The following is a 16180-nucleotide window of genomic DNA, read 5'->3' as shown; positions in this document are numbered from 1 at the left end:
CCTTTTTTGCCGTACTTTCGCCACCGTTTAAACAAGCTTATTTATGCGACCTATACAGATGGTTGATCTCAAGCAGCAATACCTTGCAATTAAGCAGGAAGTGGATGTTGCTATTTTAGATGTTCTCGACAGTACAGCTTTTATCGGAGGCAAACCCATTCAGGATTTGGCGGCTGGTCTTAACGATTATCTGGGTGTAAAACATACCATTCCCTGTGCTAACGGAACCGATGCATTGCAGATTGCCATGATGGCTTTGGGATTGCAACCCGGCGATGAAGTGATCACGGCTTCCTTTACCTACATTGCTACGGTGGAAGTAGTGGCTTTGCTCCGTCTGAAACCGGTGTTTGTTGAAGTTGATCCGAAAACATTCTGTATCGATCCGGAAGCGATCCGTAAAGCAATCACCCCAAAAACAAAAGCAATCGTTCCGGTTCATCTTTATGGCCACACAGCCAATATGGATGAGATCATGAAAATTGCATCCGAACATAATCTTTATGTTATCGAAGACAATGCTCAGGCAATTGGTGCAGATTACACTTTTCCTGATGGTACTAAAAAGAAAACAGGTTCAATCGGTACAATTGGATGTACTTCTTTCTTCCCCTCGAAGAATTTAGGTTGCTATGGCGATGGCGGTGCAATGTTCACCAACGATGATGCATTGGCTGAACAATTGAAGATGGTGGCGAATCATGGACAAAAAGTGCGTTACTATCACGAAGTGGTTGGTTGCAACTCACGTTTAGATACAGTGCAAGCTGCGGTATTAAAGATCAAGCTTAAAAAGTTAGATGAATACATTGCTGCACGTCGCAAGGCTGCTGATTATTACGATGCTGCATTTGCAGGTCATGCAAATATTGCAACGCCTTATCGTGCGCCTTACAGTAATCATGTGTTTCACCAATACACATTAACGCTGGATGGTTTTGAAAACGTAGCCGAAATAAGAAATGGATTGAATGCTTATTTAGCTGAGCAAAAAATTCCATCTATGATCTATTACCCGGTGCCGGCTCACCGTCAACAAATGTTTGCATCTTTTGGTGGTGCAGATTTTAATTTGCCCATTACCGATTGGTTGACCGATCGTGTTATATCATTACCAATGCACACAGAACTGGAAGAAGAACAATTGCAGTTCATCAGCAGTCATGTTTTAACTTATCTCAACTCCAAAAAATAAAGAAAGCAACAAATGAAAATCGCAGTCGTAGGAACAGGTTATGTAGGTCTCGTAACAGGAACTTGTTTTGCAGAAACAGGCAACCAGGTAACATGTGTTGATATTGATAAAAGCAAAGTAGAAAAATTATCGAACGGGCAGATCACCATTTATGAACCCGGTTTGGAAAAAATATTTCTCCGCAACTTAAAAGAAGATCGTTTGCATTTTACAACCAACCTTGCGGAAGGTGTAAAAGATACAACTATCATATTTCTTGCGTTGCCAACACCTCCCGGTGAAGATGGCAGTGCTGATCTGAAATACATTTTAGGTGTAGCTGATGATCTTGGAAAAATTCTTACTGACTATAAAGTTATCGTTGATAAGAGTACAGTGCCTGTTGGTACTGCTGATAAAGTGCAGGCTGCCATTGCAAAAAACTTCAAAGGTGAATTTGCTGTGGTGAGTAACCCTGAGTTTTTGCGTGAAGGTGTAGCAGTAGACGATTTTATGAAACCTGATCGTGTGGTTGTTGGTACAAGCGATGATCGTGCAAAAAAGATCATGACCGATCTGTATGCACCCTTTGTGCGCAGTGGTAACCCGGTAATTTTTATGGATGAGAAAAGTGCTGAACTGACGAAATATGCAGCGAACTCTTTTTTAGCAGTGAAGATCTCTTTCATGAATGAAATTGCCCGTTTATGCGAACGCCTTGGTGCCGATGTGGATATGGTGCGTAAAGGAATTGGCAGTGATGAGCGTATTGGCAAGCGTTTTCTCTTCCCTGGTATTGGTTATGGCGGAAGTTGTTTCCCGAAAGATGTACAGGCATTGGTGAAGTCATCAAGCGAAGTGAGTTATGATTTTGAAATTTTGAATGCAGTGATGAAGGTGAATGAGGAACAGAAATTGTTCCTCATGCCAAAGATCAACGCATACTTTAATAATGATCTGAAAGGAAAACGTTTTGCATTATGGGGATTGGCATTCAAACCAAATACCGATGACATTCGTGAAGCACCGGCTTTATACATGATCGATGCATTAACAGAGGCTGGAGCAACGGTACATGCATACGATCCTGAAGCAATGCCGAATGTAAAACAACTTGTAGGCGATAAGATTGATTTTGCAGAAAGTCAGTACGATGCATTGGAAAATGCAGATGCATTGATCATTGCAACAGAGTGGAGTGAATTCCGTACACCGGAGTTTGAAAAGATCACCTCTATGCTTAAGAATAAAGTTGTGTTTGATGGACGCAATGTCTATGACAGAACACAAATGAAAGAACTTGGTTTCTTCTACGAAAGTGTAGGCCGTGAAGCAGTAAAATAATTTAACAACAACCAACGCATAACAAAATACAATGGATCGTAAACGGATTTTAATTACAGGTGCTGCAGGTTTTCTTGGCTCGCATTTATGCGACCGTGCAATTAAAGAAGGCTTTCATGTAATTGCAATGGATAATCTTATCACTGGTGATTTGAAGAATATTGAACACTTATTCAATCTCGAACAATTTGAGTTTTATCATCACGATATCACCAAGTTCATTCACATTTCCGGTAAGCTCGATTATATCCTGCACTTCGCATCACCTGCAAGTCCGATCGATTATTTAAAAATTCCGATCCAGACATTGAAAGTTGGTGCACATGGTACGCATAACTGTTTGGGTTTAGCGAAAGCAAAAGGTGCACGCATTCTTGTTGCGTCTACATCAGAAGTGTACGGTGACCCGTTGGTACATCCGCAAACAGAAGAATATTGGGGCAATGTAAATCCTGTTGGTCCACGTGGTGTGTACGATGAAGCAAAACGTTTCATGGAAAGCATTACGATGGCGTATAACCGCTTTCATGGTGTGCAGACAAGGATCATCCGCATCTTCAACACATACGGTCCACGTATGCGACTCAATGATGGTCGTGCATTGCCTGCATTCATCGGACAGGCGTTGCGTGGCGAAGACTTAACAGTGTTTGGTGATGGTAGCCAGACAAGAAGTTTCTGTTACGTAGATGACCTGGTTGAAGGTATTTACCGTTTGCTCATGAGCGAATATGATATGCCGGTGAATATTGGTAACCCTGCTGAAATTACATTGAAAGAGTTTGCAGAAGAAGTAATTAAACTTACGGGAACATCACAAAAGATCGTTTATAAGCCGTTGCCGGTTGATGATCCGAAACAACGTCAACCAGATATTACAAAAGCAAAAGAAATACTTGGCTGGGAACCGAAAGTGGCACGTGCTGAAGGATTAAAAATTACGTACGAGTATTTCAAAAATCTTCCGCAGGAAGAGTGGGTAAAACAACCGAAGGAATTTGTGAGTATGAAGTGATAAATAATGAGTAATCAGTGATGAGTTTAAATCAGAGATCCTAAATCAGAAATCATACATCAAGAGAATGTATCAATCATTAATCAATAAAGAAAAGAAAGTAGCGGTAGTTGGTTTGGGCTATGTGGGATTGCCGTTGGCATTGGAGTTAGCTGCACATATGGATGTGATCGGTTTCGACATCAACAGCAAACGTATTGCTATGATGCAACGCAAGGAAGACCCCAGCAAGGAAGTAGATGCTGATATGTTTGCAAACAGAAGCATTCTGTTTACTGATGATGTGAATGTATTGAAAGAAGCATCGTTCTTTATTGTAACAGTACCAACGCCTGTTGATGATCATAAAGTACCCGACTTAACGCCTTTGCAAAAAGCAAGTGAAACAGTAGGGAAGGTGTTGAAGAAAGGTGATTATGTTGTTTATGAAAGCACAACTTATCCGGGTTGTACCGAGGATGATTGTATGCCTATTCTTGAACAGTTCAGTGGATTGAAAGGTAAAGTTGATTTCAAGCTAGGCTATTCACCTGAACGTATCAATCCGGGTGATAAACATCATACACTAAGCAACACCGTAAAAATTGTTTCAGGTTGCAGCGATGAATCGTTACAGGAAATTGCAGCCGTGTACGAAAGTGTGGTAAAAGTTGGTGTGCACCGTGCTCCAAACATTAAAGTAGCCGAGGCAGGAAAGATCATTGAAAATGCACAGCGTGATCTCAATATTTCATTGATGAATGAACTGTCGATCATCTTTGATCGTATCGGCATCAACACCTTTGATGTGGTGGAAGCAGCAGGTACCAAATGGAACTTTCATAAATACACACCGGGCTTGGTTGGTGGGCATTGCATTGGCGTTGATCCTTACTACTTAACCTACAAAGCGCAACAGCTGGGATACAATTCAAAAGTAATTGCAAGCGGTCGTTTTGTAAATGATGAAATGCCCCGTTATGTTGCAAAGAAGATCATTCAACATATCATTAAGAATGCACCAAGTGCAGCAAATGCAAAAGTGCTGGTGCTGGGTGCAACGTTTAAGGAAAACGTGTCTGATATCCGCAATTCAAAAGTGGCGGATATGGTAAGAGAATTACTGGAGTACAATGTAGCTGTTGATTTTGTTGATCCGCATGCTGATGCCGAAGAGGTGAAGCATGAATATGGTTTAAACCTTGCGGCTGAAATTGGAAAAGGATATGATGCAATTGTATTAGCCGTAGCACACAATCCTTACAAAGACTTTTCGGAAGAGTATCTTTCTTCCATTGCTAATGAAAAAGCATTGTTTGCCGATTTGAAAGGCATTTACCGTAATAAAATTTCTAAACTGAAATACTGGAGTTTATAATGAGCAAGTTTGATAAAACGATTTTAGTAACAGGTGGCGCCGGATTTATCGGCAGTCATGTTGTGCGTTTGTTTGTAAATAAATACGCCAACTATAAAATTGTAAATGGCGATGCATTAACCTATGCAGGCAACCTGGAGAATCTGAAAGATGTGCAGGGAAAGCCGAATTATGCATTTGCTAAAATTGACATTACTGACGAAGCTGGTGTTGAAGAGTTATTCAATCAATATCATTTTGATGCTGTGATCCATCTGGCAGCAGAAAGTCATGTTGATCGTAGCATCCTTGACCCGTTAGCATTTGTAAAAACAAATGTGCTGGGGACAGCTATTTTGCTCAACGCATGTCGCAAGCATTGGAACGGCAACTACGATGGTAAACTTTTCTATCATGTATCAACCGATGAAGTATATGGTTCATTAGGCGAAACAGGTTTCTTCACCGAAGAAACCCCTTACGATCCGCATTCACCATACTCTGCATCAAAAGCAGCATCCGATCATTTTGTGATGGCTTATCATGATACGTATGGTATGCCTGTGGTAATGAGCAATTGCAGCAACAACTATGGTTCGCATCATTTTCCGGAGAAATTAATTCCGTTAATGATCAACAATATTAAAAACAACAAGCCATTGCCGGTATATGGTAAAGGTGAGAATGTGCGTGACTGGTTGTTTGTGGAAGATCATGCAAGAGCAATTGATACTATTTTCCATAATGGCAAACTTGGCGCAAGCTATAATGTAGGCGGTTTCAACGAATGGAAAAATATTGATCTTGTTCATTTGCTTTGCAGCATCATGGATAAAAAACTTGGCCGTGCAGAAGGAGATAGTGCAAAGCTCATCACTTACGTAAAAGACCGTGCAGGTCATGATCTGCGTTATGCAATTGATGCTACCAAACTCAATAAAGAATTAGGCTGGAGTCCATCATTGCAATTTGAAGAAGGTTTGGAAAAAACAGTAGAGTGGTATTTGAGCAATGAAGAATGGATCAACCATGTAACAAGTGGCGATTATCAGAAGTACTATGATGTGCAATATGAAAAAAGATAATAAGTAATGTCTGATGTCTGATGTGGGATTTATGATTTGAAGCCTTCTATCAGACATCATAAATCATACATCCTACATTTTTTATGGGCTTTTTACAAACAGGATTCCCCGGTTTAGTTGTGTTCGAACCAAATGTGTTTGGTGATGAACGGGGATATTTCTTTGAATCATTTAATCAACAGGCGTTCGAAAAAGAAGGGCTGTTCAATACATGGGTACAGGATAATCAGTCCAGCTCAACTTATGGTGTTATACGTGGACTGCATTTCCAGAAAGGCGAACATGCACAGGCAAAGCTGGTGCGTTGTTTGAGCGGTAAAATATTGGATGTTGTGGTTGATCTGCGTAAAGATTCACCAACATTCAAACAAGTGTATGCGGTTGAGTTGGCCTCTGAAAAGAAAAATGCATTGCTGGTGCCACGTGGTTTTGCGCATGGCTTCTCTGTGCTGAGTGAAACCGCTGAAGTGTTTTACAAATGCGACAATTTTTATAACAAACAAAGTGAAGGCGGATTGATCTATAACGACCCTACTTTGAACATTGATTGGCGAATTGAAGTAGGTAAAGAAATTGTATCAGGCAAAGATCAACTCAATTCATTGCTAACAGACCTCGGAGAAGATAGCTTCTTTTAATTTTAATATATGGATAAGCAGGTAATACTTGTTACAGGTAGTAACGGACAGGTAGGAAAAGAATTGCAGCAACTGGCAACTGCTTATCCGCAGTTTCGTTTTGTGTTTGCTTCACGTGAAGATATGAAGCTGCATCACTTCGGACTGGTAGAGAATTTCTTTGCAGCCACGAAGCCAGAATATTGCATTAACTGTGCTGCATACACAGCTGTAGATAAAGCAGAAAGCGAACAGGAGATGGCCATCCTTGTTAATGGAGAGGCAGTAGGTAATCTTGCAGCTGTCTGCAAAAAGTACAATACAAAGCTGATTCATATTTCCACCGATTATGTATTTGATGGCGAAAGTGAAACGCCGTATAAAGAAGAGGATGCAACCGGTCCTATCAATACGTATGGCCGTTCCAAATTATTGGGTGAGCAACTGTGCATGAAAGAAGATGAAGATGCCATCATCATCCGAACTGCATGGGTGTATTCATCATACGGGCACAACTTTGTAAAAACGATGATGCGTTTAATGAACGAACGCAATGAATTGAATGTGGTGGCTGATCAAATCGGTTCTCCAACTTATGCTGCTGATCTTGCAAAGGCAATGCTCGATATTATTTCTTCGGGCAAATGGGAGAGTGGTATTTATCATTACAGCAACGAAGGAAAGATCAGTTGGTTTGAATTTGCAGAAGCTATAAAAAAAATAACGGGCAGTAAAGCCATAGTTCATCCTATTGAAACTTCACAATACCCCACACCGGCAAAGCGTCCGCATTATTCGTTGTTGAATAAATCAAAAATAAAAAGCGTGTATAGCATTGCTGTTCCGGAATGGAAGCAAAGTCTTGCAGACTGTATAGCCCTTTTACAGGAAACGAAATAAATAAGAGTTGGAAAAACTATAAAATCAAAAACCCTCCACATTGTGGAGGGTTTTTGTTGGCCTACCTGGATTCGAACCAAGACAAACAGAACCAAAATCTGTCGTACTACCATTATACTATAGGCCAATCTTCCTTTCGGAGTACCAAACAGGCATTTCTGCGTTGTTGGGGTGCAAAAATAAGGTGCTGCAAATGATCAACCAAAAAATTTATCAAAATCAATGAACAGATTTTTAGAAAGCACGTATCTTTTGCAGGATATTACATCTAAATGTTTCTCTGAATGAAAAAAATACTCTTGTTTGCCGCTCCATTGCTTATGCTGGCCTTTACATTTCAAACTAAAACCAAAGTAATTTTCTTTGGCGACTCTATTACACAGGCAGGTGTAAATCCGGGTGGGTATGTAAAACGGATAGACAGTATGGCGCTGCAACAGGGGAAAGCGGGCTATGAATTTATTGGCGCAGGAATTGGCGGTAACAAAATTTATGATCTGTACCTGCGGATGGAAGATGATGTGCTGGCAAAAAATCCAAACGTTGTAGTGATTTACATTGGTGTGAACGATGTGTGGCACAAAACTTCGTCGGGTACAGGTACCGATGCTGATAAGTTTGCTAAGTTTTACCAGGCGATTATTGACAAGCTGAAAGCGAAGAATATCAAGATCATTTTATGTACACCCGCTGTTATTGGCGAAAAGGCTGATGGCAGTAATCCGCAGGATGGCGATTTAACAGAATACAGTAAAATTATTCGTGGTCTAGCACAAAAAAACACATTGCCGCTTGTTGATTTGCGGAAAGCATTTCTTGATTACAGCAGTAAAAATAATTCTGCAAATAAAGACCGTGGCATTTTAACTACAGACAGAGTTCATTTAAACGCAATCGGCAACCAATTGGTCGCCGATGAAATATGGAAAGTCCTTCAAACGCTTTAAACAGCTTTTACCAAATAATAATTTTTCTTTCCTTTCTGTACAAGAAGGTAAGTATTGTGTAGCAGCAACGATGTATCAATTTTCATATCAATACCTTCAACTTTTTTACGGTTGATGCTTACACCACCACCTTGTACTGTTTTGCGTGCTTCGCCTTTGCTGGGAAAAATTGTTGTTTCTGCTAAGAAGGAAACAACATCAATACCTTCAGCTAATTTATCTGCTGCAAAATCGAACTTAATAACACCATCCATTCCTTCAAGATCTTCAATGCTTAAACTTTCTGCAGGAGCAGTTTGATTGGCAAACAGTTTGGCAGTTGTTTCCAATGCTTCTTTAAGTGCATCTTCTCCATGTACAAATTTTGTTACTTCTTCTGCAAGTCGCTTTTGTAAAATGCGTTTGCCGGCATCAGCTGCGTGTGCGGCGATCAATCCGTCCACTTCTTCTTTTTCAAGGAAAGTGAAAATCTTGATCCATCCTTCTGCATCTGCATCGCTGGCGTTTAACCAGAACTGGTAGAATTGGTAGGGAGTGGTTTTAGATGCATCTAACCAAACATTACCCTGTTCTGTTTTACCAAACTTGGTACCGTCGGCTTTCTTAATTAAAGGGCAGGTAAACGCAAACGCTTCGCCCCCAATTTTACGACGGATCAGTTCTGTACCGGTGGTAATATTGCCCCACTGATCGCTGCCTCCCATTTGCAGTTTACAGTTTTTGTTTTCGTATAACCAATAGAAATCGTAGCCCTGCATCAGCTGGTAAGCAAACTCGGTATAACTAAGACCTACTTCACTTTCAATACGTTTTTTTACGCTGTCTTTCGCCATCATGTAATTGATGGTAATGTGTTTGCCGGTATCACGCAGGAAGTCGATAAAGGAAATGGTTTTGAACCAATCGTAATTGTTCGCCATTTCTGCAGCGTTTGCTTTTGCAGGATCAAAGTCGAGAAACTTCTCCAGCTGCGCTTTAACGCCAGCTACATTTTTGTTCAGTGTTTCTTCGTCGAGCAGGTTGCGTTCCTGGCTTTTACCACTAGGGTCGCCAATCATGCCGGTAGCGCCTCCAACCAGTGCAATGGGTTTATGACCAGCCTTTTGTAAATGAACCAGCAGTAGAATAGGAACAAGGCTGCCAATGTGGAGGCTATCGGCTGTTGGATCGAAACCGATATAGGCAGTAGTCATTTCTTTCTTCAACTGTTCTTCGGTGCCGGGCATGATGTCCTGGATCATCCCCCTCCATCTCAATTCATCTATCAAATGCATAGTTTTAATCCGATTTTCCGCAAAAGTAGGGCAGTAGAGGTCATTTTGTAGAATAATGAGCAATAAACATTGGAAATCAACGTTTGAATAACTTGGCACTTTCCTTAATCGGGGCCTTGCTTTGGCAGCTTTTATGCTTACTTTTGTATGTTACCTAAGCAGCTTTCAACTTAAAGAAAGTCTCTAATAAGAAACTAATTGTTTTACCAGAAAACTGACCGGATGATAACCCGAGCAACCCTGATCCTATCTGTATCCCTTTTGTGCTGCGTAAATTCCTTTGCGCAGATTCGCATTTATTCCAATGAATTCTTAAATATTGGTGCAGGTTCCCGTGCTTTTGGTATGGGTGGTGCACAGGTAGCCTCTGTAAACGATGCTACGGCGGGATATTGGAACCCTGCCGGTCTTACTGGAGTTAAGAATGATCCATCTCTTTCGTTGATGCATGCGGAATACTTTGCTGGTATAGGCAAATACGATTTTGGGGCCTTAGCTATTCCCGTAGCAAATAATAAGCGCACAGTTGGTCTATCCTTCCTGCGTTTTGCAGTTGACGATATTCCTAATACTCTTTATTTAATTGAGCCGGATGGTAGTGTAAACTATGCCAATATTCGCTCTTTTTCATCGGCCGATTATGCTGTGATTTTATCTGTTGCACAAAAGCTGAAAGAAACAGAAAATAAACAGATGAGTATTGGCGTAAATGCAAAAGTGATTCATCGCAACGTTGGCACATTTGCAAAAGCCTGGGGTTTTGGTCTTGATGTAGGTTTTCAAATGAAAGGAAAAAACTGGTCGTTTGGTGCTGCGGCAAGAGATATCACTACAACGTTCAATGCATGGTCGTTCAGTTTTACAGAGCGTGAAAAGGAAGTATTGTTTTTAACCAATAACGAAATACCGGTTAAGTCAACAGAATTAACAGCGCCCCGTTTGGTTGTAGGCGGTGCTTACGATTTTAAGTTTCGTAAAAATGTAACGCTTAAAGCAGAAGCTAATCTCGATCTAACATTCGATGGCCAACGTAATACTGTCATCAGCTCGGATGTTATTAATGCAGACCCCAGAATTGGTGTTGAGCTAAACTTAAAAGATGTGTTCTTCCTTCGTGGAGGTGTGTTTAATTTCCAGAAAACCTATGCTGATGGGGATACGCTAAATCAAAAGAAAGTGTGGATCTATCAACCCGGTGCAGGAGCCGGCTTTAAATTAGGTTCTGCATTTTATGTTGATTATGCTTTTACAAATCTGGCTAACCAATCAAATCCGTTATATACACATATCGTGTCTCTTCGTCTCGACCTTTTGAAATCTAAAAACCCAAAGAAAAATAGTAAGTAATGAAACGCATCCTGCTTTACATCGCCTTCCTGTTTTGTGCATACACAAACTTATCCGCTCAAACTTATATGAATGAGTGGATAGACTTTAATAAAACTTATTACAAGTTTAAAGTTAGAGAAACAGGCTTATACCGGATTTCTCAAGCTCAGTTGGCAGCATTAGGCATTGCAACTGCTGATGCAGCGCATTTTCAGCTTTGGCGTCATGGCCAACAGGTACCTATTTTTACCTCCAGCACAACAGGAACCCTGCCAACAAATGGGTTTATTGAATTTTATGGTATGGCGAACGATGGGAAATGGGAAAAACGCATGTATCTCGATCCATCTTACCAAATAAACGATAAATGGAGCTTGTTTACAGATACAGCTGCTTACTTTCTAACTGTAAATACCAACGCAGGCCAAAACAAACGATTTGTAACAACTAATAATGATCTTAGTTCAGGGCTTGCTCCTGAATCTTATTTTATTCATACAGCAGCCACCTATTTTAAAAACGTAATTAACCAGGGATTTGCTGCTGTTGTAGGTAGTTATGTTTATTCGTCTGCTTTCGACAGAGGAGAGGGCTATACGAGCGGTGAATTTAGACCGGGTAGTGCTTTAGTGAATGCACAGAGTAATTTGTATGTAGCTGCAGGTGGGCCGGCCGCTAAACTAAAGTTCTCTGCAGCCGGACGTGCATTAAATACAAGATCTGTACGGGTTTCAATTAATGGTACCGTTGTTGCCGACAGGGAAATGAATTATTTTAATTCTATTATTGATGAAAGCGCAGACAATATCCCTCTTTCATTGCTTGCATCTAACAGTGCAAGTGTACAATTTGATGATGTTTCTGCTGAAGTATCCGATCGGATAGTGGTAGGGATGTACGAGTTGCGTTATCCCCGTCAATTCAATTTCGCAGGCCAAACATCTTTTGAATTTGAAATGCCTGCAAGTGCAACAGGAAATAACCTGGTTATCGACAATTTCAACTTCTCTGGTGTTGCACCTGTTTTGTACGATTTAACAAATGGATTGCGGATTACAGCAAGTATTGTGTCACCAACACAAGTGCGTATAGTGTTGCCTGCGTCTGCAACAGATCGAAAATTGGTTTTAGTAAGTCAGGAAGCAAGTACAATCAGATCTGGTACAGGATTTACTGCTAGAAATTTTGTAAACTATGCACTTCCGGCAAATCAGGCCGATTACATCATGATCTCTAACCCTATTTTGTATTCGGATGCAAATGGTATTAACCAGGTTGAACAATATCGTTTGTACAGAAGCAGTACTGTAGGCGGCGGATTTAATGCCAAAATTTACAATGTACAGGACATTATTGACCAATTTGGATATGGCATAAAAAATAACGCTTACGCAATCAAGAATTTCCTGCGTTTTGCATATGCAGGTTTCGCCGTGAGGCCACAGTATTGTTTCATAGTAGGAAAAGGAGTTGTTTATCCAAGTCATAGAAGTGGTGAAGCTTCGGTGAATATGGAGAAGTTGAACCTGGTGCCAACATTAGGCAACCCTGCTTCGGACATGATGATGGCTTCTGCCGAAATGAACATTGTGCCTCAAATTCCTATCGGACGATTAACGGCTGTAAATGGAAACGAAGTAAAAGCATACCTGGATAAAGTAAAGCAGTACGAAACATATTACAATACAACTTCCTGTAATATTGAGGATGAACAATGGAAAAAGAACGTTATTCATGTTGCAGGTGCTAACGATTTTCTCGGAGAACAGATACGTTTTTATCTGAATCAATATGGTACTGTTTTAAAAGATACCTTGTTTGGGGCTAATATTTACTCATTACAAAAAACCGGCGTTGCTGCTATACAAACAATCGCCAGCCAGAATATTACTCGTTTATTTTCGGAAGGGTTTTCGCTTTTAACTTATTTCGGACACTCATCACCGTCAACGTTAGAATATAATTTATCTGATCCGAGCAGTTATCCTTCTATTGGAAAATATCCAATAATGATGGTCAACGGTTGTCAGGCTGGAAATATGTTTTTGCCAACAGCATCCAGACTTACTGGCAGCTATATTATTACCGAAAGCTGGGTACTTACCCCGCAGCGAGGATCGGTGGCTTTTATTGCATCAACACATTTGGGAATAGTTAATTATCTGCATATTTATACAGAAGAGTTTTATAACCAGTTATCCAAAGAAGGGGAGGGGTATGGGAAGTCAATTGGTCGTATTATGGCTAATACAATTGATACGTTAATGAAAACGTACTCATACGATGATTTTTATGTGAGAATGCATGCGGAAGAAGTAACCCTTCATGGCGATCCTGCAATTAAGTTTTATAGCCATGTAAAACCTGATTTTGCAATTGAAGATGCTATGGTAAAAGTTTCGCCTGAGTTTATTTCTATTGCAGAAACGGAATTTGATGCTTCGGTGAAGATTGTAAATACAGGTCGTTCTGTGAAAGATTCTGTACACGTAAGAATTACACGTATTGCGCCTGACGGAACAACCTCGATTGCTTATGACCAAAAGGTGGGGCATATTCCCAATGCTGATTCGATAAAGTTAAAACTTCCAATAGATCCGTTTAAGCATAAGGGAACAAACAAACTAAAAATTGAAATTGATCCTGAGAATAACATAGATGAAAGTTGTGAAATCAATAATACGGTTACAAAAGAGTTTTTCATTTTTGAAGATGAAATACGACCAATATATCCATACAACTATTCTATCATTAATAAACAAAATGTAACTTACTATTCATCTACTGCTAATCCATTGGGAACTCTCAGGAAATATTATTTTCAGCTGGATACAACAGCGACCTTTAATTCGCCATTCAGGAAATTCGATTCTACCAATTCGGTTGGAGGCTTAATTGGCTTTACTCCTGCTGGAGTGAATTTTGTTAACAACAATGTTTATTATTGGCGTGTTGGTATGCAGCCGGATGCGAATTCTCCTGTGTTATGGAATGGGTTTAGTTTTCAATATAAGCAAGGTGCAGAATCTGGTTATAACCAATCGCACTTTTACCAGCATAAAGAAAGCGATTTTGAACATATTAAGCTGGTCGAGAACAACCGTCGTTTCATTTTCGATTCAGCTTTCAGGCGTGTACAGATTCGCACAGGTATAAATCCTTATCATAATGAAGCAAGCCTTGATGTGGCGATCGACTTTGAAAATATTGAACGTTATGGTTGTAATGGAGGATCGATACAATTTTATGTGTTTGATGCAAAAACTTTAAAACCTTGGGAAAACTGGAATGTGTCGGGAGGTGTAGGTCGTTATTTGAGTGGTGATGTTTGTGGTGGGTATAATCGTAAGTTTTTTGAGTATAACTATTATACCCAAACGGGCAGAAAAAATGCTATGGATTTTGTAGATAGTATCCCTGTAGGGTCATACGTTGCGATTACAAATTTTGGGTCTGTAAGTTTCCCTTATTTCGATACTGCCAACATGAAAGCCGACCAGGCAACATTTGGTCCGGGAAAATCTTTGTATCATAAAATCAGGTCAATGGGCATTACCTCCATCGACTCATTTAAGAATAGCCTGCCTGTAGTTTATATTTTCCGTAAAGGCGATCCAACATTCACGCCGATACAAGCAGTAGGAGAACCAACACTACAATTAGTACAGGTTTTTGAAGCGCCTGAAACATTTACAGAAGGAGTGATAGAATCACCCTGGTTCGGTCCTGCAAAAGAATGGAAAAATTTATTATGGGATGGGGCCCATCTGGAACCAAGTAACCCGGATGTTACATCGATTGATGTAATTGGTAAAACAAGCACCGGTTCAGAAATTCTTATTGCCAAAATTGCAAATGCAAAGGATACAACATTAGATTTTATTTCTGCTCAGAATTTTCCTTACCTAAAGTTAAGGATGAAAAATGCGGATATCGTAAACGTTACACCTCATCAACTTCAGTACTGGAAATTAACGGCTTCGTATGTTCCCGAAGGAGCCATTGCGCCAAATGTAACGTTACGTTTTAAGGATACACTTGAGTTAGGGGAGCCTTTTAACTTTGCAGTGGCATTTAAAAATGTAAGTGAAACAGCTTTCGATAGTTTGAGTTTGCGGCTTATTATAACAGATAGAAATAATGTTCCAAAGGAAATATCATTACCTAAATCTAAACCGTTGGTTGCAGGCGATTCAATTGTCGTATCGCATGTATTTGAATCAAAAGATTTTGTAGGAGCAAACACATTGTATTTGATGGTGAATCCCGATGGGCTTCAGCCTGAACAATTTTTATTTAATAACTTTTTATACAAAAACTTTTACGTAAAACCGGATAATTACAAACCTTGGCTAGATGTAACTTTTGATGGCGCACACATTCTTAATCGTGATGTTGTTTCGTCTCGTCCGCATATACATGTTAAATTGAAGGACGATAATCGATTCGTTGCATTGAAGGATACCTCAAATATGACCATCAAAATTCAGTATCCATCTGTAAATGGAGCCCCCGGTCCTTTGGTTGAGTATAAGCCGCAATCTGACAGTGTTCGTTTTACAGCGGCAGATTTAACAAACAATGCTGAGAATGCAGCTACCATTGACCTCTTTCCGAAATTTATGCAGGATGGTGAATATGAGCTAATTGTAACCGGAACAGATCAAAGCGGTAATAAAGCAGGAGAACTTGAATATAAAGTAGGTTTTCAGGTGATTAATAAACCAATGATCTCAAACATGCTTAATTATCCAAACCCTTTTACAACTTCTACCTCATTTGTATTTACGATTACAGGTTCCGAAGTGCCGCAGAATATCAGGATACAGATATTAACAATTACAGGAAAAGTGGTGCGAGAGGTTACTAAAGCCGAATTAGGGCCATTACGTATAGGTAGAAATATAACCGAATTCAAATGGGATGGTACCGATCAATTTGGGAATAAGCTGGGTAATGGAGTTTACCTGTACCGTGTTATTACCAACCACAACGGCAAGGGGCTGGAGAAATATAAGACTGAAGATGATAATACCGATCAATACTTTAATCGAGGGTATGGTAAAATGTACCTGATGCGGTAAAAACTAAAATAAATTTATCATAAGCCCGGCCATTCTTAATTTTGGCCGGGCTTATGATTTAATAAACCAGCTATG

11 protein-coding genes and 1 tRNA gene are annotated in these 16180 nt (G+C 40.0%); 10 read left to right on the top strand and 2 right to left on the bottom strand.

Going from position 1 to position 16180, the window contains the following annotated elements:
- Positions 1–43 precede the first annotated feature (43 nt).
- The 7 genes from ESA94_RS05535 to rfbD all read left to right on the top strand — a co-directional run bounded on the left by ESA94_RS05535 (position 44) and on the right by rfbD (position 7471).
- Complete coding sequence (locus tag ESA94_RS05535; RefSeq protein ID WP_129129836.1) at positions 44–1195, top strand: DegT/DnrJ/EryC1/StrS family aminotransferase; 1152 nt, start codon at positions 44–46, stop codon at positions 1193–1195.
- A gap of 12 nt (positions 1196–1207) precedes the next feature.
- Entirely contained in the window at positions 1208–2518 is a 1311-nt protein-coding gene (locus tag ESA94_RS05530; RefSeq protein WP_129129835.1) for a UDP-glucose dehydrogenase family protein, read from the top strand.
- A 31-nt stretch (positions 2519–2549) separates the two neighbouring features.
- A complete protein-coding gene (locus tag ESA94_RS05525; RefSeq protein WP_129129834.1) occupies positions 2550–3533 on the top strand; it encodes a UDP-glucuronic acid decarboxylase family protein in 984 nt (327 codons plus the stop codon).
- 67 nt (positions 3534–3600) lie between these two features.
- Positions 3601–4890: a nucleotide sugar dehydrogenase gene (locus ESA94_RS05520; RefSeq protein WP_129129833.1), complete on the top strand. Its 1290-nt coding sequence runs from the start codon at positions 3601–3603 to the stop codon at positions 4888–4890.
- Positions 4890–5954: a dTDP-glucose 4,6-dehydratase gene (gene rfbB, locus ESA94_RS05515; protein ID WP_129129832.1), complete on the top strand. Its 1065-nt coding sequence runs from the start codon at positions 4890–4892 to the stop codon at positions 5952–5954. Before ESA94_RS05520 ends, rfbB begins: the two co-directional genes overlap by 1 nt.
- An 83-nt stretch (positions 5955–6037) precedes the next feature.
- A complete protein-coding gene (gene rfbC / locus ESA94_RS05510) occupies positions 6038–6592 on the top strand; it encodes a dTDP-4-dehydrorhamnose 3,5-epimerase (protein WP_129129831.1) in 555 nt (184 codons plus the stop codon).
- Positions 6593–6601: 9 nt separating this feature from the next.
- On the top strand, positions 6602–7471 hold the full coding sequence (gene rfbD / locus ESA94_RS05505) for a dTDP-4-dehydrorhamnose reductase (protein ID WP_129129830.1): 870 nt from the start codon (positions 6602–6604) through the stop codon (positions 7469–7471).
- Positions 7472–7527: 56 nt separating this feature from the next.
- Here rfbD and ESA94_RS05500 read toward each other — a convergent pair.
- Positions 7528–7598, bottom strand: a tRNA-Gln gene (locus ESA94_RS05500).
- Between the two features lie 157 nt (positions 7599–7755).
- On the opposite strand from ESA94_RS05500, the gene ESA94_RS05495 reads away from it, so the two are divergent.
- Positions 7756–8418 carry an SGNH/GDSL hydrolase family protein gene (locus ESA94_RS05495; RefSeq protein ID WP_129129829.1) on the top strand — a complete coding sequence of 221 codons (663 nt, stop codon included), beginning with the start codon at positions 7756–7758 and terminating at the stop codon, positions 8416–8418.
- Here ESA94_RS05495 and tyrS read toward each other — a convergent pair.
- Positions 8415–9692, bottom strand: coding sequence for a tyrosine--tRNA ligase (gene tyrS / locus ESA94_RS05490; protein WP_129129828.1), 1278 nt, complete (start codon positions 9690–9692; stop codon positions 8415–8417). The two genes, ESA94_RS05495 and tyrS, sit on opposite strands and share 4 nt — an antisense overlap.
- A gap of 222 nt (positions 9693–9914) precedes the next feature.
- Between tyrS and ESA94_RS05485 the strand changes: the two genes are divergently transcribed.
- Together ESA94_RS05485 and porU2 are read left to right on the top strand one after the other, a co-directional pair.
- On the top strand, positions 9915–11039 hold the full coding sequence (locus ESA94_RS05485; RefSeq protein ID WP_129129827.1) for a putative type IX sorting system protein PorV2: 1125 nt from the start codon (positions 9915–9917) through the stop codon (positions 11037–11039).
- Positions 11039–16105, top strand: coding sequence for a putative type IX secretion system sortase PorU2 (porU2, locus tag ESA94_RS05480; RefSeq protein ID WP_129129826.1), 5067 nt, complete (start codon positions 11039–11041; stop codon positions 16103–16105). Before ESA94_RS05485 ends, porU2 begins: the two co-directional genes overlap by 1 nt.
- Positions 16106–16180 lie beyond the last annotated feature (75 nt).

Source organism: Lacibacter luteus (assembly GCF_004118265.1).
In the GTDB taxonomy this organism is placed as follows: domain Bacteria; phylum Bacteroidota; class Bacteroidia; order Chitinophagales; family Chitinophagaceae; genus Lacibacter; species Lacibacter luteus.
Note: the sequence above shows the minus strand (reverse complement) of the source record. Positions and strands in the feature narration are given on the sequence as shown.

Coding starts and splice junctions, on each gene's coding strand:
- ESA94_RS05535 (WP_129129836.1), top strand. CDS start 44: ATGCGACCTATACAGATGGTTGATCTCAAGCAGCAATACCTTGCAATT.
- ESA94_RS05530 (WP_129129835.1), top strand. CDS start 1,208: ATGAAAATCGCAGTCGTAGGAACAGGTTATGTAGGTCTCGTAACAGGA.
- ESA94_RS05525 (WP_129129834.1), top strand. CDS start 2,550: ATGGATCGTAAACGGATTTTAATTACAGGTGCTGCAGGTTTTCTTGGC.
- ESA94_RS05520 (WP_129129833.1), top strand. CDS start 3,601: ATGTATCAATCATTAATCAATAAAGAAAAGAAAGTAGCGGTAGTTGGT.
- rfbB (WP_129129832.1), top strand. CDS start 4,890: ATGAGCAAGTTTGATAAAACGATTTTAGTAACAGGTGGCGCCGGATTT.
- rfbC (WP_129129831.1), top strand. CDS start 6,038: ATGGGCTTTTTACAAACAGGATTCCCCGGTTTAGTTGTGTTCGAACCA.
- rfbD (WP_129129830.1), top strand. CDS start 6,602: ATGGATAAGCAGGTAATACTTGTTACAGGTAGTAACGGACAGGTAGGA.
- ESA94_RS05495 (WP_129129829.1), top strand. CDS start 7,756: ATGAAAAAAATACTCTTGTTTGCCGCTCCATTGCTTATGCTGGCCTTT.
- tyrS (WP_129129828.1), bottom strand. CDS start 9,692: ATGCATTTGATAGATGAATTGAGATGGAGGGGGATGATCCAGGACATC.
- ESA94_RS05485 (WP_129129827.1), top strand. CDS start 9,915: ATGATAACCCGAGCAACCCTGATCCTATCTGTATCCCTTTTGTGCTGC.
- porU2 (WP_129129826.1), top strand. CDS start 11,039: ATGAAACGCATCCTGCTTTACATCGCCTTCCTGTTTTGTGCATACACA.